Source organism: Butyricimonas sp. BSD2780061689_150309_C8, from assembly GCF_015560935.1.
In the GTDB taxonomy this organism is placed as follows: Bacteria; Bacteroidota; Bacteroidia; order Bacteroidales; family Marinifilaceae; genus Butyricimonas; species Butyricimonas paravirosa.
Genome location: NZ_JADMSV010000039.1, coordinates 1 through 23327 on the forward strand (window position 1 = coordinate 1; position 23327 = coordinate 23327).

The following is a 23327-nucleotide window of genomic DNA, read 5'->3' on the forward strand; positions in this document are numbered from 1 at the left end:
TCTCTACTTAATTCTAATATTTTTTTGATGGGTCAATTTAGAGTATAATAGTGGGTCAAGTGACTTTATATTTTCCATTTGAAGGATATGGCGTTAGCCATTCGTTATGCTGTTGACCATCAGGCTGACGTGATTGTTCTGCCCCAACAAAACACGCTGTACCCGGAAATGCAGAAAAAATGGATGGAAGAGGCGATACGTTATGCCGAAGATAAAGACGTGTTGGTCATCGTTCCGGCCTGGGAATTGTCATTGGATTTATCCAAGCAGTTATTCTTCCCCAACCGTTGGATGACAGACGGAAAAGAGCTGACGAATCTCATGGTTGTTGCTTCTTCCGACAAGTACGGTAATCCTTCCATGAATTCCAACTATGGAGCGAAAGAATTAGATTTATATGCCCCTGGTGTCAGCGTGTATGCCGCTTACACGGGTGATACTTATCAAACGGGAACTGGAATGGGACTTGCATCGGCATCTGTTGCCGGGGTTGCTGCTTTGATTAAAGCCTATTATCCCAACTTGACAGGTTCACAAATTCGTGATATTCTGTTGGCATCCGTGACTTCCAGAAAGGGAGTCGAGGTCGAAAAAGGTATTGAAGTCGGGGGAAAGAAGACACAGGATTTATTTCTTTTCGATGATTTGTGTTTGTCCGGGGGAATCTTGAATGCTTATCAGGCCGTCGTGGCAGCGAGTAAACTAGCGGAAAAATAGTTATTTACACCCAATGCGTGATATGAGAACAATCGTATTCATTGTTGGCCTGTTGGTATTGTTTTCGGCAGGTGTTTTCGGGCAACAAGTTACCCGTCGTGTGTGTGACACGATTCATTACGAATTAATTCGGGAAAAGATCATTATTCCTGTCACCGTGAATGGGATAAAAGTGAAATATATCGTGGATACGGGTGGAAAAACGGGAACTATGCGGGACGTGGCTGTTGACATGAAAGCGACAAGTACGGGAACATCGACAAGCGTGTCTGACATCAACCGGGCGGGGACTAGTTTCCAAACCGGAATCTTGCATGATGTGGAATTAAGTCCGAATTATAGATTGCCCCGTTTGGAAACCATGATATTCCCCGCAACAGGCTTCTTCCGGGAGCTTGGTGTGGCTGGAATTCTGGGAGGGGATGCTTTTGCCCGGTCGGTAATTACGTTTGACTCACGGGAAAAGATTATGGTGATCAATTATCCTTATCGTCCGGCAGGCTTGAAAATCACGGATGGGGTCCGGATGTTTCCGGGCCAGTCCAGCCATTCTATTGTGGATGTCGATTTTGGGGGCGTGTCAAAACGGGTTTTGTTCGACACGGGAGCATCGGGACTTTTATTACTTTCTTCCATCGACTATGGTGATCTGAAAGATAAGGTCAAAAATATAAAAGTGGCGGAGGCAATAGGCGTGAATATGGTCGGAATTAGCGGTGTCGGACAACCGGTTGAAATTGACAAGGTGGCTATCGGGGAGATGACTTTTCTGGATAAAAAGTTTACTAACGTGGGAAGTATTACGATCAATATGGGAATGAGTATCATCGGCATTGATATGTTGCGTTATGGCAAGATCGTTATTGATTATATGCGGGAACGTTTCTATTTTTTCCCGTATGGCGAAGAGATTGTTGACGCGGGTGGTGCCCCTAAAACCTGGAACGTGGGAATATTACCCGTGAAGGGACATTTCGAGGTGACAACCGTTTGGGATAACTTGAAGGATCAGCTTGAATTTGGCGATCGGGTCGTGAATATCAATGGCAAGAATCTTTCCAGCGTGGCACAGAGCCAGTTGGAGATAGATGCTCTTTTGGATGCGATAGAGGGTGATTCGGCTTATATTATTATTTTGAAAGAGGGACGAGAAAGGAAAGTCGAGATCAAGAGATTTTAGGTAAATGTAAATCTATAACGAATGAAAATATTGATATTATCATTGTTCTGCTTGTTATCATGTTTGACATGGGCGCAGACAAAGAACACATCGACAGAGGTCCGGGATTACCGGGAAGTGGACGGGAAGATTATCTTGGATTTGGTCGTGAACGGGGAAGTCGCTGGTTTCGTGCTGGACTTGGCCGGGCACACGGCAATCTTACCGGAATACGTGGAGAGGTTAAAAATTGACGAGAATATTCCGGGTGAATTTAAGTATAATGAATTTTTGTACAAGAAAGTGCCGGTGGTGAAAAGCGTGTTGATAGGCACGATGGCATTTGGGAATAACGTGTTTGGTAATGGCGTGTCAGCATTCGTGTTAGGTGATGAATCTTATTTACGTGAATTGGGTGTTGCGGGAATTGTTGGGGGGGCCATGTTCCGTAACGTGGTGCTGACGATTGATCGTAGGCGTAAAAAGATAACGACTTCCATACCTTACCGGCCTTCGTATATGAAACTGGACTATCGGACTGATATGGAGGTGTTACCGGGGAGTACTGTTGTATGCCCGGTTACGATTAACGGGACTGTGTATTCTTTGCTGTTTGATACGTGGAATGACGGGATGATTTCCATGACGGCGGAAGATTTTGCCCGGATTGATGGTACTGACGGGGGAGTGGCTTTTGTCATGAATGGTTACGGGAAGTCCGTGAAAATCACCAAGACGAAGACTGCCGTTGTGTGTGATTTCGTGAAAGATCAGTTGGGTAGCGTGGTCGTGGCGGAAAATAAAGAATTGCCTCGTTCGGTGTTAGGTTCCGGCATACTGGAAAAGGGAATTATTTCAATAGATTATCAAAAACAAAAAATCTATTTTCAGTCTTTCGATTTGGTTGAAGTGAAAGATGACGTGGTTGGAGATGTTACCTCGTCGGTTGTTCCCGGGAAATTGAACCCGATTACCCGAGAGTATTTCCTGGAACATATTTACGATTATCGTAAAGATAAAGAGTTCGTGTTCAAGGGGGACAAACCCGTGGTCATTGATTTCTGGGCGACGTGGTGCGGGCCTTGTATGCGTTTGATCCCGGAAATGGAAAAGATGGCGGAAAAATACAAAGATCAAGTTTTGTTCCTGAAAGTAAATGCTGACAAGGAAAAAGAGTTATGTAGTATGTTTAACGTGGTGGCCCTGCCCACGTTGTTTTTTATCCCGGTGGGAGGAAAACCGATTATTGAAACCGGGGCCACTCCTGAAAAATATGAACAGATTATTCGGGAACAATTGTTGAAGAAATGATTGAAAAGGTATAATAATCGTCGAATATTGTTGGAAAACCAGGGTGGGGGGATAATCCTGCACGCTGGTTTTTATTGGAATAGAAGAATTGGGTATAGTATTGGTTTTAAAGGGGTATTTCCAAGGTTGGTCATGAAAATTATCTGGTTGTTGGGCGATTGTTGGGTGACAATTAGGCGCTGTCGCCCCATTGTCGCCGCCTTATCACCCGATTATAGCCGCCATTTTAACAGGATATAAGGAAAAATAACATACACTGTGTTCCGAGGTTGGAATGCAATCATGGGGCAATAGATCAGCAATTCAAATCCTTTTTCCATTTTCAACCCGGTTTGAGGTCGGGAATTAGGTATGATTTGCTTTTATTTGTTGCTAATAGATATAGATTTTCTCGTCAAGGTATATATCAATTTGATTGCTAGTGCTTGTTATGTTCTCCGCCTTGAAAGAATTGAGAATCTCCCGGAGTAAGGTTAAATCTAGAAGTTCTTTCATTGACGTTATATTGATTAAGCATGCGAAGATAATACGTTTGAAAATGTTTTTCCTGATTTTTTTATGTAAGCTATTTAATGGTCTTTAAAACAATAACTTATTCTTTTAAAAAAGGTGACCACTTTTTGAAAGAGAGGTGACCACTTTGGTGACCAGTTGATAGCAAATGAAGTGTAAATGATAGCAAATATGATATTTTAATACCTTGTTTGTCTGAATGTGTTTATGATTTTGGATAAAGTAGCTAAGTTGTTTTAAAACAGGTGTTTATTTAATGGACGGTTTGAATTTTCGCATGAAAATCGAAACTTGCGAGCATGAAAAAAGCCAGTAGAAATACTGGCTTTCAGCTTCTTAGCTCCTCAGGTAGGACTTGAACCTACTTAAAAAGTGATTGAAAATTAGATAGTTAGTTGTTGTAAAGGCTGATGGAGTATATGGAATAGACCATAAGAATGTGATAGTAATTCTCATGTAATTAATTAATAACTAGTTGTTTATGTTGTATATTGTCTATTCTTATCCAGAATGTAAATAGTGCTTTTTTCTCTTCATATTTTAATGTTATTTTTTGAGTTAATAAAATGTATTATTCTTGAATTAAAGTGCCTGTATGAGCCTAAAATAGGCCTTATTTTGCATCTTGTTATGGTGCTGGCTAGTCTTAGCTGATAGGGTAATGTGGATATAAAATGTAAAATAATTGCTTTAAAATTTGGAATTTGTTAAAAAAATGTATTATATTTGCATTATTAAAGAATTTTATTATAGTACAATGGGAAGAAACCATGTACTTTTGCTTTTAAAGATAGAGGCAACCTTACCAGATGAAGAATTGATGAAACAGTCAGAATCCATATTAAAATCTATCTTAAACTTCAATGTCCTTCTCTCCTTTTGGGTGAGTAAATTAGTGAAATGGAGCATTGTTGGATCAGGTAGCTACTCCTGTGTCCAATAGCAAGGTGTTTCTTCATTTGCTTCTAGCCCCCAGCCTTATACTATGCACCATCAAATTACTTGATGAGAGAGTGAAATCAATCAATTTTAAGCAAATAGAGGGGGCAATAATATTTATAATTTAATATTTATTAACAAAATAATTAAAGGTAAAGACAGTTGTGATTCATTTCAATTTTCTTGACTCTTAGGGATGGAGAATAAACAGGTATTTGAAAGGAAACACCAGCCAAAGCTGATGCCTCCTCTCTACTTAAGGATATGGAGTAACTTAAATATTTTTTGACTTCCTGATTCCTAGGAGAATACAACAATCTTGATTCAAAAAATACCTATTAACACCATGTTTCCAATATGTGATGTTTGTTTTTTATTGTTGATAGGGGGGATGAAAGGTATCTTATGGATGGAAGGGGGAGTGTTTATATTGTACTCCCTCTTCATATATTTATTGTTTTACTTTACATTCTACTCCTTCAGGTACTAGCCATTCATCAAAAGTGGAAGAATTAAATCCTTCCCACACCCATATAGTAGAAATAGAAGAATTGCTGCAATTTAGCTTGTATAAATTGTTATAATTGCTAATATCTATGCTATTAAGATTTACTTCCTTTACTTTTAATATTTCTATTTTTGGGCAATTACTGATGTTTAGTTCAGAAAGAGTGGAAGATTCAATGTTGATACATCTTATCTTGGGTAAATTGTTTAAGTTTAAATTTGTTGTTTCAGGTCTTCCTTCCAGATAAACTAAGTTTTTAGCATTTTCAAGGGTGATATTTCCTTTACAATTGTCAATGTTGATGCCTTGCAAATTGGAACATTGAGAAATATCAATATTTTTAATTTTACTTGATAATTCATTCAGATATAGAGCATGAATTTGCTTTGCTTTAATGGTGATTGTGTATGTTCCACTTGTTTTGTATCTATATTCAGAACTACCTGTTATTTTGCCATCTCCCCAGTTGATCTCTAAATCTTCAGGAAAAGGAAAAACAGGATCATTGCCCCAAAATTCATTGTACCTTAGCTGAAAATCAACTCTAATATTATTTCCTGCTATCACTTCACAATCTAATGTAATCACATCATATTTCTCACCCCTAGGAAGTGTGATAGTGGTCCCATCACTAAACACAAATTCTAGTGCATCTTCTGTTTCATTAATACCTGTTATGGTTGGGGCATCTGTTCCATCTTCTCCTTTCTGGCCTTGAGTGATAGTTATATTACTGCCATCACTCATTTTCAAGGTATAGCCATTATCTGTTTTCTCATAAGAATCAATGAAGAGTTGGTTTTGTAAAGCATTACTTAAATCTTGAATTGTTTTAACTGCTGCTTTTGTCTCTTCCAGTTCTTTTTTCAAAGCATCAATGTCATCTGAATAATCATCATCATTACACCCAACAAAACAGAAAAGGAGGATGAATGATAGCATGGGGATAAAATTTTTAAATTTCATGTTAAAATGTAAATATTCCTCCAATTCCCCTGGGAGGTTATTATACTAACAAGAAAGCATGGGAATTGAGATTATCCACTTTAGAAGGTTCTGGTAAACCCAAGGTACAGATAATAACATCCCATGCTTGACCTTATATATTGATTATATATATGGCAAGTTGAGCATTTGTCACTATCCCTGCACCTTTCTAAAATTTACCAGATTCTCTAAAGTCAGGATAAGCTAATGCTTTCTACATTTCAATATGTTTGCTGGACATGATTTCTCACTCCTGCAATACAAAAGTAAATATATTCAGCATTATAAACAAATGCCCTCATGGGATGTTGTATGACAAAAATAAATCTAATTCACATTAAAGAGTAAAATATCTTCCCTTTTTCTCAAGATGGTGTACAGGTCTAATTCTATATAAAGGTAAAAATTAGAACTGTACCATATGGGGTGGAGAAGATTTGAATGATTGTTGCACTTAGTTTAGTGTATTATATACATCTATGTGCAACATTGTCCCACTTGTTTTCATTTTTATATATAATAATCATTTAAAAACATCTGGGACAATTCCTCCACTTCTTCCAAAATTGCATGATTAAAACAAGGCTAATTAGGCTTTATATTGCCATTTTTAGGAGTGATGAAGAGAATCCTATGAAAGGAGGGAGAAAGTGGCTTAAATCAAGGATTTGAGGCCTTATTTGCCATGTTTTAACACTCTTTAATGAATTGGCAAGACAATCTCATCCAGATTCAAAAATGGTGAAGAGTAATCATCCCTGCTAGGATTCATCACATCTATCCTGCCTTCAATTGCATAGCTATAATAACTCTCTTCTGAAATGATCAGGTGATCAGTTAACTCTATTCCTAGGATGGATGCAACTTGATAAACTCTTTTGGTGATCTTGTCATCCTGCAGGCTTGGTTTAAGATTGCCAGAGGGATGATTGTGAACTAGAATTATCCTGCTTGCATTGGCAAGGATTGCAGCTTGAAATATGATCCTAAGATCAACCACAGTGTTACAAACCCCACCTTTACTTACTAGAGCCACACCCAATACCTTTAGTGCTTGATCTAGTAACACCATATACATTTCTTCAAGGTGTTCTATCCTGTCTTCTAGGAGACTTCTGGCTAGTGAATACACATCTTTCTCATCTGAAATTTTTAGCCTGTCTGCTGGCTTTATGTGGCTTTTGTAAGACAGTTCAACTTCTGCCACATTTAATAATTTTTCTAGTGATTTCATTATTTGCTATATTTAAATTTGCAACCAAAACATGGAAAAGGAGGTTTGTTTTTTATTTGAATGTGGAAGGGGAGATGTTGTCTCTCCCCTAACAATGATTCAGTTGTTTCTCTAGCTTTTCCATGCAGGCACTAACTTTTTTGTTGACCACCTTGGCATAATGTTTCTGGGTGACAGCTATTGATGAATGGCCTAGTAACTTGCTGACAATCTCAATAGGAACATCATTATACAATAAGATGGTGGTAGCAAAGGTCTTTCTTGCTGTGTGGTGGGTTAATTTCTTGTTAATACCCACAATTTCAGTAATCTCTTTCAGGTATGAATTCATCTTCTGGTTGCTGATGGCTGGCAACACATGAGCCTCTTTATCCCCACCATTATCATATTTTTCCATGATCTTCATTGCCTGTGGTAAGAGGGGGACACTGATACCCTTTCCAGTCTTCTCCCTCTTCATCTCAATCCAGAATTTTTTATCAAATGCCATGATAATATGCTTTTTCTGCAAGGCAAATGCTTCATGATAAGCCAAACCTGTATAGACACTGAATAAATATAAATCTCTCACCTTGGCTAATCTTTCCTGTGCAAATTGATAGCTTTCTAGCTTGTGAAGTTCTTCTGTGGTTAAGAATACCAGTTCTTTCTCCACCTTCAATGGGGCATGATCAATGAAAGGATCTACCTTGATGTAATTACATTTCATTGCATAGGTGGTGACTTGCTTTACCCTCTGCATGTTCTTGTTTATAGTGACAGGTTTCTGCCTCCTCACAGTGAGAAGGTAGTCTTCCAATCCAGATATGAACTTGAAATTAACCTTGTTCATGGGAATATCTGATGCATGATAGGATTTTTTAATGTATGCCCTCACCAGTTCCAGCACATCTTTGAATTTATCCAGGGTGCTTTTCTTGAACTTTATCCCCTCCATGCTCTTTGCAGTCATGTACCTCTCTTCAAACAAGGTTATGAATGACCTGCTGACAGTTGTTTTCCCAATGTACAAGGCATACATGTCTTCCAGAATATCTTCAGACCCTTCCATGATTAATTTTGTTTCAATCTCAACAAGTTTCTTCTTTATAACCTCCATCTGGGTGTTAATCCTTTGTGTCATTTCAGACTTTCCTGTTGCTATTTGCTTGTTCTGGTTCCACCTGTTTCTAGTAACCTTGAACCCAATGGAGAAAATTTTTCTCTTGCTCTCATGCCATAGCCTGCAATAAAGAGGTGCTTCTCCTGTTTCAGTTTCCCTTGAGTGATACCTGAAAAATGAAATATTTACTCTTGTTATCATAATTTATTGGCTTTAATAGCCTTTAAAACAATAACTTATCCTTTGAAAAAAGGTGACCACTTTTTTTAGAGGAGGTGACCACTTTTGTGACCACTTTTGTTGATATTTCCATTGTAATTCACCCTGTTTTTTTTGTTGAAATGTACTGGTATGGAATGGTGTCTTGTGGCTAAAGTGTTGATATTCAATGTAAGTATCAAAATTCTGAGCATGAAAAAAGCCAGTATTTCTACTGGCTTTCAGCTTCTTAGCTCCTCAGGTAGGACTTGAACCTACGACCTACGGATTAACAGTCCGCCGCTCTAACCAACTGAGCTACTAAGGAATTTTCTCAAAAGCGATGCAAATATAGGGGTTTTGTTGAATTCCGCAAAATATTTGCAGAAAAATTTGCAGAAAAATTTGGGTTATGGCTATTAATTCGGGAAAATGGGAATCTGCATGATGAAAAATTGTAGATTTGCGAATCAATTAAAAAATGACTGCTATGGATTACATGAAAGAATTGAACGTGGCTATCACGGTTTGCGATAAAGAGGGTAAGATTCTTCAAATGAATGATAAATCTCAAATGACGAATCACGGAGATCTTGTCGGGCAGAACGTGTTGGATTGTCACCCGGAGCCTGCCCGGACGAAGTTAGTGCAGTTGATGGAGGAACATGCCACGAATGCTTACACGATCGAGAAAAACGGCGTGAAGAAATTGATTTATCAGACCCCGTGGTATGAGAATGGCGAGTTTATGGGGTTGGTAGAATTTTCTTTGGAGATTCCTTTTGAGATGCCTCATTACATTCGCAAGCCGAAAACGGAGTAAAAATTTTTGATTCGTTTGTAAAACTTTTTAATGGTTAATAAGGTATAATCGGGATATAGATGATAACGAATATACCTTATTAACCATGGAAAAGAAACAAAAACTTACCACTGAAGCCGGGGCTCCGGTAGGTGATAATCAAAACATTCAAACAGCGGGACCTCATGGACCGGCTCTCTTGCAAAACGTTTGGCTGATCGAGAAATTGGCTCATTTTAACCGGGAGCGGATTCCGGAACGTATCGTGCATGCCAAGGGAAGCGGGGCGTTTGGCACGTTCACGGTGACGAATGATATTACCCGTTATACGAAAGCAAGCATTTTTGCCAAGGTTGGCAAGAAGACCGATGTGTTCATGCGTTTTTCCACGGTGGCGGGAGAACGGGGAGCAGCCGATACGGAACGGGACGTTCGGGGATTTGCCATGAAGTTTTATACTGACGAGGGGAACTGGGATCTGGTCGGGAATAACACACCTGTTTTCTTTATTCGGGACCCGTTGAAGTTTCCCGATTTTATTCACACGCAAAAGAGAGACCCGAAGACGAACCTGAGGAGTAACACGGCGATGTGGGATTTCTGGAGCCTGTCGCCGGAGACATTGCATCAGGTGATGATTTTGATGAGTGATCGGGGTATTCCACGAGATTTCCGTCATATGCACGGGTTCGGAAGTCATACGTTCAGCTTTTATAACGAGTATGACGAACGTTGCTGGGTAAAATTCCATTTGCGTTGTATGCAAGGGATTGCCAATTTCACGAATGAAGAGGCGGAAAAGATCGTGGCAAAAGATCGGGAACATTCCCAGCGGGATTTGTTCGAGAATATCGAGAAGGGGGATTTCCCAAAATGGAAAATGTGTGTACAGATCATGCCGGAAAAGGATGCGGAAACGTATCGTTTTAATCCGTTCGACTTGACGAAAGTCTGGAGTCACAAGGATTACCCGTTGATCGAGGTTGGGGTGATCGAGTTGAACCGGAATCCGGAAAATTATTTTGCCGACGTGGAACAATCTGCTTTCAATCCGGCTAACGTGGTCCCGGGAATCAGTTTTTCACCGGATAAGATGTTGCAGGGGCGTCTGTTCGCTTACGGGGATGCCCATCGTTATCGTTTGGGAATTAACGCAGATTCTATTCCGGTAAACGCACCTCGCTGTCCGATGCACAATTACCACCGGGACGGAGCTATGCGAGTGGATGGTAACGGTGGTGGTGCGGTGAACTATGAGCCGAATAGTTTCGGCGGACCGGTAGATAACCATGCTTATAATCAACCTCCTTTTGATATTCGGGGAATGGGTAGTCATTACCAACAAGATAAAGATTACTACACGCAACCGGGAGACCTGTATCGTCTGGTACCTGAAGACGAGAAGAAGCGAATACACACGAATGTTGCTGCGGCTATGGAAGGAGTGCCCGTGAATATAAAAGTGCGGGTGGTAGCTCGCTTTTACCAAGCAGACGAACGTTGTGGTAAAGGTATTGCCGAGGCGGCAGGCTTGGATATGAAAGAAGTTCTTGCCGAGGTGAAACGCCAACAACAAGAAGATTAATAATAATTTTTACTGACTGACGGCTGAGGAATACGTTGTGTGTTCTGGAATAATTCGAGATAGGATTTCCCCAACTGTCAGTCTTTACTTTGCCCCATGGAAGCGAGTGTGTGACGATTTTGGGATATTATGTGTGGTATTATTGTTGTTATTTATGATTTTTTTGCTTTTTCGGTATGGAATAAAAACCTTTTTTTGCATAACGGTGAGTTTGTTTGAAATAATACCTATTGTCTTATGCCAGATGAGTTGATCCTTTTCGAAAAAATGCAACAGGGAGATACATCCGCTTTGGAATACTTTTTTCGAGAGTACACGGACGTGTTGTATTATCGTGCGTTTGGCTTTGTAAAGGATAGTTCAGTATCCGAAGACATAGTGCAGGAGGTATTTATTCGTTTCTGGCAATTGCGGAAAAATTTGAAAATAACGGATTCTGTTGTCGGCTATCTATGTAAGGCCGTGGATCATCGTTGCCAAAATTATTTGGAGCATTTGAAAGTGAAACATCATTACGAGGAAAGTCAGAGATGGGAGATAATGGAGGAAGAAGTTTCGGAGGATGAAGAAGAGTTGAATATCATGCGGGAACGCTTGAATGTGTTTGTTGACTCGTTGCCGGAGAAGTGCCGTGAGATTTTTATTCTGGCTTGTATTGAAGGTTTGAAGTATAAGGAAGTGGGAGAAAGATTGGATGTCTCTGTTAATACGGTCAAAACGCAATTAAAAAGTGCTTATAGTAAATTGCGAGCCGAATTCAATGAAAAAGATTTGGAGATCATAGCATTACTTATTTTTTTAGGATATATGTGAAAAAAAATCCTTCTTTTTTCACCCTTTTTTTTCAGTTACCTGTCATTAGTGTGTTTGAAAGAATACAATAAAGAATGTAAAGACTGGTTTTGAAAATGGAGAAAGAACAGTTACATAAGAAGTTGGATGATTTCTTGGCAGGTAGTAACAAGGAAAAGGTGGATAAGGAATTATTCTCACTACTGGTCCGTATGGATGAGTGCCGGAAAGTGGCCAGTCCGCCGGATAAGGAACGTATGTGGAAGCAAGTTTGCCGGACGTTGAAATATTCTCGGAGAAGAGAGCTGGTACGGAAGTGGGCGGTGGCGGCTGCTATCGTGATGCCTCTGGCTGTCGGTATCTGGTTTTATGGTCATCATTCCGATGAGGTCGTTCCGAAGCCGGAAAACGTGGGAAAGCGTCATCAAGTATCACTTACCTTGAACGATGGGCGAGTACTCCAAGTGCAACAATGGAATAATGATTCGGTAATCCAGGAGAGTGGAACCGGAATTCTGGTGAGTGCCGGACAGCAGATGATTTATCATGCAGAGAACGTACAGTTGGAGGAAGAGATTTTTAATACGTTGAGTGTTCCCCGTTCTACGGAATATCAAGTACAATTGTCCGATGGAACTCGGGTGTGGTTGAATTCGGAATCAGAATTACGTTACCCGGTTGATTTTGTCGGTACAGAACGGAAAGTTTTCTTGAAAGGAGAGGCTTATTTTCAGGTGGCGAAAGATGCGACGAAACCTTTCCGAGTTGTGGTAAACGATATGCAGGTGGAGGCTTTGGGAACAGAATTTAATATCAATGCTTATCGGGATGACAATTGTTTACGTACGACTTTGGCTGAAGGGAAAGTTCGAGTGTCCTATCCGGATACTTATCAGGAATATATTCTTGAGCCGGGTGAACAGGCTGTTTTGAAGGGTGGGGTGATTACGACCGAACAAGTAAATGTTGATGATATTATTGCTTGGAAAAAAGGACGTTTTGTGTTTAGCGATATGTCTTTGGAAGCTATTGCGCATCAGTTGGAACGCTGGTATGATGTGGAGATTCGTTTTGATGATGTGGTGGCAAAATATTATCGCTTTACCGGAGTGATGAAACGTTATAACGAGTTGGAACAGGTGTTGGAATTAATTGAGGAGACGACCAATGTTAGGTTCAAGGTGGAGGGACGGCAAGTGAAAGTATTTCGTAATTTATAATATAAAAACGGTAACCGTTGACGCGATTACCGTAGGTGTGTTTTAATCGGCCGGGCACAAATTGCAGTAGGCGTCCGGTAATTGTTAAACCCATAACTACAAATGTATGAATTTTTTATTGAAAACATGGAGGTTTATGAAATTAACCGTTTTTTTAATCCTCTTTGGTATTTTGCGATTAAGTGCGGGCACTTACACTCAGGCGGACAGTATTAGTCTCGATCTAAGTAATGCAACTTGTAAAGAAGCGCTTGATGCGATAAAGAAACAGACGAAACTGGACTTTTTTTACAACAATCAGGAAATTAATGCCGTGGGAAAAGTTTCGGTTCATTGCCAGAATGTTTCATTGGATGAGGCTTTACGACAAGTCTTAGGGAAAAAATTTACATTCCGGATAGTTGATAACACGGTTGTTATCCGTCCCCAAGAAACGAAACCTGACCCTGTGCAGCAACGGGTGGTAAAAGGTGTGGTTGTAGATGTCCAAGGATTACCTTTACCGGGAGTAACCGTTTTGCTAAAAGGTACTACGTTGGGAGCTTCGACAGATATGGACGGAAAATTCACTCTTTCTTTTCCCCATACGGCCGGAACGGTTCTGCAATTCTCTTTCATCGGAATGAAAACGGCTGAAGTGACATTTTCCGGACAGGCGGAGCTAAAAGTTGTATTGGAAGAGGAGACCACCCAAATGGACGAGGTGGTCGTGACCGGTATTTTCGAGCGTAAATCTGAAAGTTTTACCGGTTCCGCAACGACATATAAGAAAGAGGATTTGAAAATGATGGGATCGCAAAATATTTTGCAGAGTTTAAAAACGTTAGACCCTTCTTTTCATATCACCCCGAACAACGAGTTCGGTTCCGATCCGAATAAATTGCCTGATATTGATATTCGAGGTAAAACGAGTATCGTCAACCTGAAAGAGGATTATGCCGTTGACCCGAATCAACCCTTGTTTATCTTGGATGGTTTTGAGGTAGATTTGCAGACGATTGTTGATTTGAATATGGAGCGGGTGGCTTCTGTTACGATATTGAAAGATGCTGCATCCACGGCAATCTACGGTTCTCGGGCCGCTAATGGAGTTGTGGTAGTGGAAACCAAGCGTCCCGCTCCGGGAACATTGCGTTTGTCTTATAATGGTGACTTCACGGTTCAGATGCCGGATCTTAGCGATTATAATATGATGAATGCCGCTGAGAAGTTGGAATTTGAGTGGTTGACTGGCTATTACACGAAGACCTCGAATGAAGAATATTTGGTTGATCGAATGAATCTTTATAACCAGCGGTTGAAAAACGTGCAAAGCGGGGTGGATACTTATTGGTTGAGTGAACCGGTGAGAACGGGGTTTTCGCATAAACACAATATGTATGTTGAAGGGGGTGATGATGCCATGTTGTATGGAGTTGGGCTGAGTTATAACGGAACCCAAGGAGTAATGAAACAATCCGGACGTGACGTTTTGAGTTTTAATATTGATTTACGTTACCGGAAAGGTAAATTCAGTTTTGACAATAAATTTACGTTAGACTATACGGAAAGTCAAAATGCACCGCAAAGTTTCTCCGTGTATGTGCAGACGAATCCCTATTACCCGAAAGATTACGAAGGTTCTGTGCCGAAGTATCTGGAAGAGTCTTCGGTTGATGGTGGTTTTTGGTCGATTAAAGTTGAAAATCCTTTGTATAATGCCAGCTTGAACTATCTGGATGGTGCGAAAGAGATCTCTTTCCGCAACAATTTCCAGATGGAATGGCGTCCCATGGATGGGATCATGGCACGGGGAAGAATCAGTTTGACGAAAGGTAATAACAAGAGCGAAAAGTTCAAGTCTCCTTTCCATACTGATTTTGACGAAACGGAAAAGACGGAACGGGGTTCTTACACGAAATCAACAACTGATCGTTGGGGATATGATGGGGATGTGACTGTGACGTATGGAAAATTGTTGGGAGATGTACATCAAGTAAATGCCGTGTTAGGGTGGAACTTCTCTTCCACACGTTTGATCAATGACGCTTTTACTGCAATCGGTTTCCCGGATGATAACGTTCCGAATCCTGCTTTTGCCAACGAATATGCTACCGAAAGTAAGCCTTCATATAATGAGTCTACTACCCGTAGTACGAGTTTTTACCTGAACCTTAACTATGCTTACAACAACCGGTACCTGTTGGACGTGAATTATCGTAAAGACGGATCTTCGGTATTTGGGACGAATAAGCGCTTCACGGATAGTTGGTCTGTCGGGGTTGCTTGGAATATTCATAATGAGGCTTTTATCGGGGATTGGGTGAACTGGTTAAAACTACGTTTTTCTGTCGGTAATCCGGGAAATCAGAACTTCTCTGCTTATAAGGCCTATACGACTTACGTGTATAATACGAACCTGCAAAATGCTTTCGGTATGGGTGCTAATGTTTCCGGTTTCGGGAATCCCGATCTGAAATGGCAGAAAACGATGGATTATAACTTGGGATTGGATTTGACGGTATTGAATAATCGTTTGAAAATTAATACGGATGTTTATTGGAAAGATACTGATCCCATGTTGGTAACGACTTCAATAGCCTCTTCCACGGGGCGTGATTCTTACATCACGAATTTGGGTGCTCAACGTACGAAAGGAGTCAGTTTCAATGTGGTTGGAACTGTTATGTCAAAGGCGGAAGATCGTCTTAACTGGTCGTTCTCTTTAAACGGGCGGCATCAGAAACAGACATATCGTAATATCGGTGCGGGTTTGGAATTGCTGAATGACGAGTTGAAGTCTACTTCTCTGACGCGTTACCGGGATGGGGGTAGCCCGACCGACATATGGGCCGTTCGTTCTGCAGGTATAGATCCGATGACAGGATCGGAGATTTATATTAAAAAGGATGGAAGTTATACTTTCGATTATGATATAAACGACGAGACGGTGGTGGGGAACACGGAGCCTTTGTTGGAAGGTGTGTTTGGTACCAATCTTTATTACAGGGGTTTTTCTATTAGTGCTTATTTCCGTTATCGGATTGATGCCGATTATTTTAATACAGAATTATATAACCGCATTGAAAATCTGAAGACAACGGCGATGACCGCTTATAATCAGGATAAGCGTGCCTTGTATGATCGTTGGCAGAAACCGGGAGATCGTGCCCAATATAAAAAGATCACTTCAACTGTTAGTGATAATGAAACCGCACCGATGACTTCCCGCTATGTTCAGAAAGAAAATACGTTAAGTGGTGAATCTATATCACTGGCCTATGAATTTGGAGAACAGAAATGGTTGAAAAAAGTATTTTTAAAGAATATGACGATACGTGCCAATATGAATGATATTTTCCGTTGCTCGACCATTAAGGCCGAACGGGGTACTTCTTATCCATTTGCACGGACGGTTTCTTTTTCTGTGAATATGACATTTTAAGCATGAGTAAAAAATGAAATTATGAGAAAAGCAATTATTATATTAACAATTCTGTCAGGAGGTTTATTCTTCGGGGGCTGTAATAGCTGGCTGGATGTGAAGCCTTACGACTCGATGGCTGAAGATCAGCTTTATTCCACGGAGAACGGGATACAGCGGGCTTTGAACGGTTTATATTTGAGTCTTGCGTCTAATGATCTGTATGCGGAGAATCTGGGAGGTGGTGCTATTGATGTGTTGGGACAGCGGTATAAATTATCTAGCGGGCATACTTATTATGATCTGAGTGAGTATAAATATACGAATGACGGGCCGAAAGGGACTTTTGAGGCGATCTGGAAAGCGGCTTACAAATTGATCGCCGATTGTAATGAGTTTTTGGAGAAGGTGCCAGAACATCAAGATTTGCTGTCACACGTCAATTACAGGATGTCGATGGGAGAAGCATTGGCAATCCGCACTTTGTTGCATTTTGATATGTTTCGAATTTTCGGGCCGGTGTACTCTGAAGCGAATAAGAAAGCATCCTCTATCCCTTATTACAATGTGGTGACGGATGTCACGCAGCCTATTCTCCCGGCAGACGAGTTGGTTGAACATTTATTTGCGGATATTGATTCGGCTATCGTGCTTTTGTCTGAGGATGTGATTTTGACAGAAGGTATTGTCAAAGATGAAGATTTTTGGGATTATCGTAACTTGCGTTTAAATTATTATGCCGTGTGGGCGTTAAAAGCCCGTATGTGCTGGTATTTAGGAGATGAATATGCAGATGAAGCATACCGGATTGCAACAACCTTGTTGGAAGGCAAAGATCCGAAGACTAACGAGGCGAATAATTTTAATACGGCCTTTACTCCGGTTTCGCAAACAGTCGCGGTAAAAGATCGGGTTTTCTTCTGTGAAGAGTTATTTGCCTTACATAACATGAAGCGTACGACTATGTATAAAGAGTTGTTTAGTTCCGATTTGGAAGATGATAATATTTTATTGTCAACCGAGAGTTATATAAATAAGCTTTATGATGAACCGAATGATTATCGTAAGCATTCTTGGGAAGTGGCTACCGGGCGGCAGACTTCCGGTTTGATGGTGTTTGTGAAGTATGCAGAACAAACGGAAAATAGAAGTGATCCTTATTTATATGAGATTCAGTCGATGTTACGATTGAGTGAACTTTACCTGATTGCTGCGGCGACAACAAATGATGATGCGGTGGCTTCTTCTTGGTTGGAGAAATTGCGAATGATTAGAGGGTATCAGTCCGGCATGGTGGGTTCGGATGTTCAAACAACGCTGCGACAAGAATGGGAGAAGGAATTTTATGGGGAAGGACAATATTATTACTACTTGAAACGTAATGGTATTACTTCTGTTTCCGGTCCTAATGGCTCCAAGAAACCAAATTATATTATTCCATTGCCTGAGAGTGAAACTGATAACAGACGAGATTAAGAAGAATGGATTATGAGACAAATATTGATATTTTTAGGAATTGTTTTGCTTTGCTGGAGTTGTGAAGAGGACAAATTGGATTTGTATAAAGGTTCGGATAGCATTTATTTTTGTTACCCGAAGTTGACTTCTGAAGTGTCTAACGTGTATATGGATACAACGGTCTTTTCTTTTGCCATGTATAATGTGCCGGATACGATTGTCCGATTATCTGTCAGGGCTTTAGGGGATATGGTTGACTGTGACCGTGCATTTAAGGTGAAAGTTGAGAGCGCGACGGCTGTGGCCGGAACGAATTATGACGAGTTGCAATCCGAGTATATCTTGCCCAAGGACAGCGTGTACGGGGAAATTCCTATTCATATTTACCGGGAAGGCTTGGGAGATGCTACGGTTTCTATCGAGTTGCGCTTGGTTTCCAATGAATATTTCTTGCAAAATATACCCCAGAAAATTGTGGACAAGGATACTATTGACGTTACTCGTCACGTGTTGATGTTTACGAGTAAACTAACTAAACCGTCCATGTGGATGGAATCTTTTTTGGGATATTTCTCTGAGGCGAAATTTAATTTCTTTAATCAGGAAATGGGATTTGAGGCTACCGATTGGTTTAGTTCGGATAATGAAATAAAAAGTAGTATTGGCAATAAAATATTAATAGCGAATGTTTATTTTGCCAATTACCTGAATGCGATTATAGAGGCCGGAGATCCGACGCAGATGCCTCAAGATCCGGAAAATACGAATGAAGCGGATAAGGGATACATGACGTTCCCCGGTGTGGAAATACCGGAAGATTGGCCTGTTGCATCTGAATTGAATACAAACAATTAAAGGAAGAAGTGTATGTTGAAATATATTTATATCGGGTTAATAAGTTTGTTGTTGGCAGGAGTACTGAATTCTTGCTATGAAGACAAAGGTAATTATAGTTATAATTGGGTGCAGGATATCGATCTGACAGAGGTATTGAAAGATACGACGGTTGGGCGTGGCCATGTATTGTATCTTGAAGTCGACTTGAAAAAACAAGTCTTGGGAACGGAGGGTAAGACTGAAGTCGCTAATCCGGAGGATTATACTTTCGAGTGGAAGGTTATCACGAATGATGGAGATGTGGTGTTAAGTACCGAGAAAGATTTGAATGAGACGATTAACTTGGCGAGCGGGGTTAGCTATCAGGTAAATTATACGGTAACAGAAAAAAAGACGGGAGTATCTTGGATCACTGATTTTAAATTGAATGTGGTCGAGGAACTAAAAGGTGGATTTATCTTTATGACGGAAGATGCTGATCGTAAAGTTGATATTGAAATCTATGCAGATGATACGGAAGGAAATAAGGTTCATCGGACCGGATTGTTGAGTGGTTCGGGATTCCCTTATTTGTCCGGAGGGGCAAATTCCATCGTTTATACAAACGTCAAGAATTGGGGCGGGAAAAGGCTATGGGTGGCTACCGGAGAGGCTACCGGTTGGTTGAATATGCCTGATTTTTCATGGGAAGAAAAGAATATGTTGCGTATGATCATGTTGACACCCCAGCCGGTTAGTTATACTATGAAGTCCATGTATTATTTGTCGACTCAATTTATGTATTTCTTCACCGGGGAGGGGAATGTGCATCTTTTGACTTCTAGGAGTATTCTTTCGGCTGATGTTACTTATGTGAATAACAAGAAGTTCAATGCGGCTCCTTATTATGGAGGTGCTAGTAGTAATGCGGCAATTTTGTTTGATCAGGATCGGGGACGTTTTGTGTCCTATGCAATGAAAAGTGGGGGATTTGTGACGGAATCTTGCTATGATATAAATGAAGATTCGGCACTCCCAAATTCAGATTTGTTGTATATGCAGCGAGTGACGAATGAGAGTACGGTAGCAATCGTGAAAGATGAAGATGGGAAATATCAGCGTTGTCAGTTCTCGGTAGTAAAAAATACGGCAAGCGGAACACACGAGGGACATTTGGATCAAATGGAAGAGTTGAAAGGTAATGCAGCCATGATCGAGGGGGCTGAATACACGGTTATTGATTGGATGAACGGTTTCTTGTATTTCTCGATAGGTAATAAGCTATATACTTACCGAAAAGGAATTGATGAATGTGTAGAAGTTAATGTACCGGATGTGAGTTTTGATGCTATCGTTTCTTTGAATATCGTTACGAGTGGTGATTATAGTTCGAATATTTTTGTTGCAACTTATAGCGAGGCGAATGGCGGAAAAGTGTATCGGCTTACTCCGGAGAGTACCGATAGCCGTAATTTGACTGTAGAGGAAGTGATTGACACGGAAGGTGCTGTAAAATGTATAACTCGTTGGTAATTATTGATATGAAAATAAAATTAGGATTGATTGTTTGTTTGCTGTTTTCTGGGATGTTACACGCCCAGAAACCGGTAACTGTTGAATGTCGTGTCGGAGAAGGAATTGGAACGACTATTCAGTTGTTCGGAGTGGATAAAGGAGAAAAAAAAGTGCTGGCAAGTGCTTCTTATAACCAAAATGGTTATTATGGTTTTAGTTTTATCCCGAAATATGAAGGTTTTTATGTCGTGGGGAATGGCAAAAATTATGAATACCCGCTTTATCTGAAAGCGGGAGATGCCGTTTCGTTTTTTATGGATAAGGATACGGTGTATCTGACAGGTAAGCACAATACGGCTGAGAATAAGGTGTTGTATGAGTGGGTAAATCTTTCTAAACGGGTGTGTGAAAAATCGACGTATTTCACACGGGTGCATAATAGTACTTTTGAAGATTTTTTCCCGGACTTTGAAGCCTTACTTGCAAAGACGGAACCGTTTTGCAAGAGTATTAAAACGAAAAATACCCGTTTTAACGAGTTGATGAAATATTTTGTCGGCTGCGAGTTGGATCGGTTTGCATTGAATTTTATTTATACCCTGCGTTCCAAGCATCCTTCTAAAGAACAGCGTATCGCCTATTATAGTACCATTACGGATAAAAATAAGTTTACGGATGAGAGAGTTTTGGAAATGCCTGATGGAATGAAACTCTTGAAATCGTACATGATGTTTTATTGTTTGGAGAATGGGAAAAGAGGGGGAGAGTTACAGGATGCACTATCTGTCATCCCCAGTAAGAAATTGCAGGGGGAGTTGGTCGTGAATCAGGCAAAAGGTTTCGGGCGTTCCTATTTCGAATATTTGGAGTTTATGGAGGAGGCTAAAAAATATGTAGATGCCGAGCAATTGAAAGTGTTGGAAGCTAAGGCTTCTGCCCTCTACGAGGCCAAGAAGGGGGAGAGAGCAATAGATTTTGCCTATCCGGATGCCGAAGGTAATATGCACTCTTTGTCCGACTATAAGGGGAAAGTGGTCGTGGTTGATGTATGGGCAACTTGGTGTTCACCTTGTCGGGGTGAATTACCGCACTTGAAGAAACTGGAGAAAGCGATGGAAGGTAAGGATGTTGTTTTCATCGGGGTATCTGTTGACGAGAAGAAGAATTACGAGAAATGGAAAAAATTCTTGGTAGATGAGCAATTGCCCGGGGTACAGTTGTTTGCCGATGGATGGAGTAAGATAACGAAAGATTATAAGATTACGGGTATTCCCCGCTTTATGGTTTTTGCCAAGGATGGCAGTATCGTGGAATCTCAAGCTCCACGTCCTTCCGATCCTTCTTTAAAGAACATGATCGAGAGTGAACTTCGGAAATAATTACAAGAATGGGACCCGGTTACCGGGTCCCATTCTTGTAATTATTTTCCCCGATTAGATTCCGTGAGTGAAAACTCCGGGAAATTTTCTTTTACAAAACTTTTCGGAAGTTTCTTGATAACTTCCCGGTACGAGTGTTCAATGAGTTCTTCAATGAACTTATCGGGAAGAGTTCCGTGCATATTAATCCCGTTCCAGTATTTCTTATTGAAGTGATAGGCGGAAGTGATCTCCGGGTGTTTTTCCCGTAATTCGATGGCCCAGTCCGGGTTGCATTTCACGGCGATCCATTCGAATGGCATGATGTCCGTGCAGCAAAACATTTTATTGAAGACCTTGAAGACTAACGTAGTTTCGTCAAAAGGAAATTCTTCGGTCGTGTGAGGAAAAGAGAGACATAACTCTCGGAGTTCTACAATGTCCATAAAATTGATGTTGTTTCCACAAAGATAGGGATTTTTGTTTATCTCGATGAAAACTTCATCTTTTCTATTCCTGTTTCGGTTACGGATTTCCCGGCTTGGGGAAAATAAAGTCGGTTCGGTACGGCTCCCCTTGTTATTTTTGTTTCAGAACAAAAAAATATGAAAATGAAAACAACAGGGAATTTTGGAATATTACTATGTTTTTGCATGATGTTATTTTCATGTAAAGATGCTGAACAAAAGGACCGTCAACAGAGAATGGTGGTCCGAGTGACACAAGCTGTGAAGCCTCCCGAGGGGGATCAGAAAGAATTTTCTTTTATATCGAAGCCTTTCCGTACTTCGGAATTGTCCTTCCGGGTAGGAGGACCGATCAAGCGGTTTGAGGTGTATGCCGGAACGTATTATAAACGGGGAGAGGTGATCGCAGAGATCGATCCTCGTGATTTCCGAATCCGAAAGGAACGTATGGAGGCGCAATACAATCAGGCGAAGGCCGAATACGAGCGTATCGAAGTCCTTTACCGGAAAAATAACGTTTCAGCAAGTACGTTCGAGAAAGCCAAGGCGGAGTATATTTCGGCGAAGACCGCTTACGAGACAGCCATGAATGAGTTGAACGATACCCGATTGGTCGCTCCTTTCGACGGATATGTGGGAGAGGTGTATATCGAGGAGTTTCAAGATGTGAAAGCCTCTCAACCTGTCATTTCCTTTGTTGATCTCGGCCAGTTGAAACTGGAGGCCTACGTGACACAGGAGATCGCTTTCGGACGAGGAAATGTCCGGGAGGTTGAACTGGAATTTGATGCCATGCCCGGTAAGACTTATAAGGCGAAGGTAGAAGAGATTTCTAAAAGTACGACCTCGAACAATTTGTCTTATCTGTTGACAGCTTTATTGCCGAATCGGGAAGAGCATCTTCCGGCAGGTATGTCCGGGAAACTATTCCTGCGCTCGGATGGCACTTTGCAACAGGCGGGTGTGATTGTCCCGCAGAAGGCCGTCTGTCATCGCCCGGTGGTTGGCGATTATGTCTGGACGCTGAATGCCGATGGGAACCGGGTAAGCCGAAAAAACGTGACTTTAGGGACATTGTTGCCGGGAGGAGAGATCGCCGTTGTGGACGGATTGGAAGCGGGAGAGACAATTGTCGTGAGCGGACTTCGTTTTTTGTCGGAGAATATGGTGGTGCAAGTGGCTGACGAGGAGCGTATTTAATGGATTTGGTTCGTTATAGCCCTTTTTAAGGGAAGATATTACT

The 23327-nt window shown here is 40.9% G+C and carries 16 protein-coding genes, 1 tRNA gene and 1 pseudogene; 13 read left to right on the plus strand and 5 right to left on the minus strand.

All coding sequences use genetic code 11. The features are described from left to right. Positions 1-75 precede the first annotated feature (75 nt). The 3 genes and pseudogenes from I2I33_RS19230 to I2I33_RS19240 all read left to right on the plus strand — a co-directional run. Positions 76-717 (plus strand): annotated as a pseudogene (locus tag I2I33_RS19230) (S8 family serine peptidase); the annotation flags it as partial. 22 nt (positions 718-739) lie between these two features. Then, a complete protein-coding gene (locus I2I33_RS19235; protein WP_087421292.1) occupies positions 740-1897 on the plus strand; it encodes an aspartyl protease family protein in 1158 nt (385 codons plus the stop codon). A gap of 21 nt (positions 1898-1918) precedes the next feature. Continuing rightward, positions 1919-3187, plus strand: a complete 1269-nt coding sequence (locus I2I33_RS19240; protein WP_087420845.1) for a thioredoxin family protein — start codon at positions 1919-1921, stop codon at positions 3185-3187. A 1903-nt stretch (positions 3188-5090) separates the two neighbouring features. Here the strand turns inward: I2I33_RS19240 and I2I33_RS19245 are convergent. From I2I33_RS19245 to I2I33_RS19260, 4 genes are all read right to left on the minus strand, one after another. After that, positions 5091-6089, minus strand: coding sequence for a PL29 family lyase N-terminal domain-containing protein (locus tag I2I33_RS19245; protein ID WP_195666877.1), 999 nt, complete (start codon positions 6087-6089; stop codon positions 5091-5093). A 745-nt stretch (positions 6090-6834) separates the two neighbouring features. Next, a complete protein-coding gene (locus tag I2I33_RS19250; RefSeq protein WP_087420848.1) occupies positions 6835-7368 on the minus strand; it encodes a JAB domain-containing protein in 534 nt (177 codons plus the stop codon). A gap of 88 nt (positions 7369-7456) precedes the next feature. Then, complete coding sequence (locus I2I33_RS19255) at positions 7457-8671, minus strand: site-specific integrase (protein ID WP_087420849.1); 1215 nt, start codon at positions 8669-8671, stop codon at positions 7457-7459. Positions 8672-8922: 251 nt separating this feature from the next. Then, a tRNA-Asn gene (locus I2I33_RS19260) sits at positions 8923-8996 on the minus strand. 162 nt (positions 8997-9158) lie between these two features. Between I2I33_RS19260 and I2I33_RS19265 the strand changes: the two genes are divergently transcribed. The 9 genes from I2I33_RS19265 (at position 9159) to I2I33_RS19305 (ending at position 21638) form a co-directional block, all read left to right on the plus strand. Continuing rightward, positions 9159-9491, plus strand: a complete 333-nt coding sequence (locus tag I2I33_RS19265) for a diguanylate cyclase (RefSeq protein WP_087420850.1) — start codon at positions 9159-9161, stop codon at positions 9489-9491. A gap of 85 nt (positions 9492-9576) precedes the next feature. Further along, positions 9577-11055 carry a catalase gene (locus I2I33_RS19270; protein WP_087420851.1) on the plus strand — a complete coding sequence of 493 codons (1479 nt, stop codon included), beginning with the start codon at positions 9577-9579 and terminating at the stop codon, positions 11053-11055. 237 nt (positions 11056-11292) lie between these two features. Then, a complete protein-coding gene (locus I2I33_RS19275; RefSeq protein WP_087420852.1) occupies positions 11293-11868 on the plus strand; it encodes an RNA polymerase sigma factor in 576 nt (191 codons plus the stop codon). A 95-nt stretch (positions 11869-11963) separates the two neighbouring features. Continuing rightward, a complete protein-coding gene (locus tag I2I33_RS19280) occupies positions 11964-13067 on the plus strand; it encodes a FecR family protein (RefSeq protein ID WP_087420853.1) in 1104 nt (367 codons plus the stop codon). 136 nt (positions 13068-13203) lie between these two features. Beyond that, positions 13204-16491, plus strand: a complete 3288-nt coding sequence (locus I2I33_RS19285; RefSeq protein ID WP_087420854.1) for a SusC/RagA family TonB-linked outer membrane protein — start codon at positions 13204-13206, stop codon at positions 16489-16491. Between the two features lie 21 nt (positions 16492-16512). Then, positions 16513-17946 carry a RagB/SusD family nutrient uptake outer membrane protein gene (locus tag I2I33_RS19290; protein ID WP_087420855.1) on the plus strand — a complete coding sequence of 478 codons (1434 nt, stop codon included), beginning with the start codon at positions 16513-16515 and terminating at the stop codon, positions 17944-17946. A 12-nt stretch (positions 17947-17958) separates the two neighbouring features. Then, positions 17959-18783 carry a DUF4843 domain-containing protein gene (locus I2I33_RS19295; protein ID WP_087420856.1) on the plus strand — a complete coding sequence of 275 codons (825 nt, stop codon included), beginning with the start codon at positions 17959-17961 and terminating at the stop codon, positions 18781-18783. Between the two features lie 12 nt (positions 18784-18795). Continuing rightward, the gene (locus I2I33_RS19300; RefSeq protein WP_087420857.1) at positions 18796-20277 is read left to right on the plus strand and encodes a PKD-like family lipoprotein; all 1482 of its coding nucleotides are present in this window, start codon (positions 18796-18798) and stop codon (positions 20275-20277) included. A gap of 8 nt (positions 20278-20285) precedes the next feature. Next, on the plus strand, positions 20286-21638 hold the full coding sequence (locus tag I2I33_RS19305) for a TlpA family protein disulfide reductase (protein ID WP_204247537.1): 1353 nt from the start codon (positions 20286-20288) through the stop codon (positions 21636-21638). 41 nt (positions 21639-21679) lie between these two features. Here I2I33_RS19305 and I2I33_RS19310 read toward each other — a convergent pair whose 3' ends face one another. Then, positions 21680-22063, minus strand: coding sequence for an MmcQ/YjbR family DNA-binding protein (locus I2I33_RS19310; RefSeq protein WP_087420859.1), 384 nt, complete (start codon positions 22061-22063; stop codon positions 21680-21682). A 165-nt stretch (positions 22064-22228) separates the two neighbouring features. Here I2I33_RS19310 and I2I33_RS19315 point away from each other — a divergent pair, with 165 nt between their 5' ends. Beyond that, positions 22229-23284, plus strand: coding sequence for an efflux RND transporter periplasmic adaptor subunit (locus I2I33_RS19315; protein ID WP_087421293.1), 1056 nt, complete (start codon positions 22229-22231; stop codon positions 23282-23284). The last annotated feature ends 43 nt before the right edge of the window (positions 23285-23327 follow it).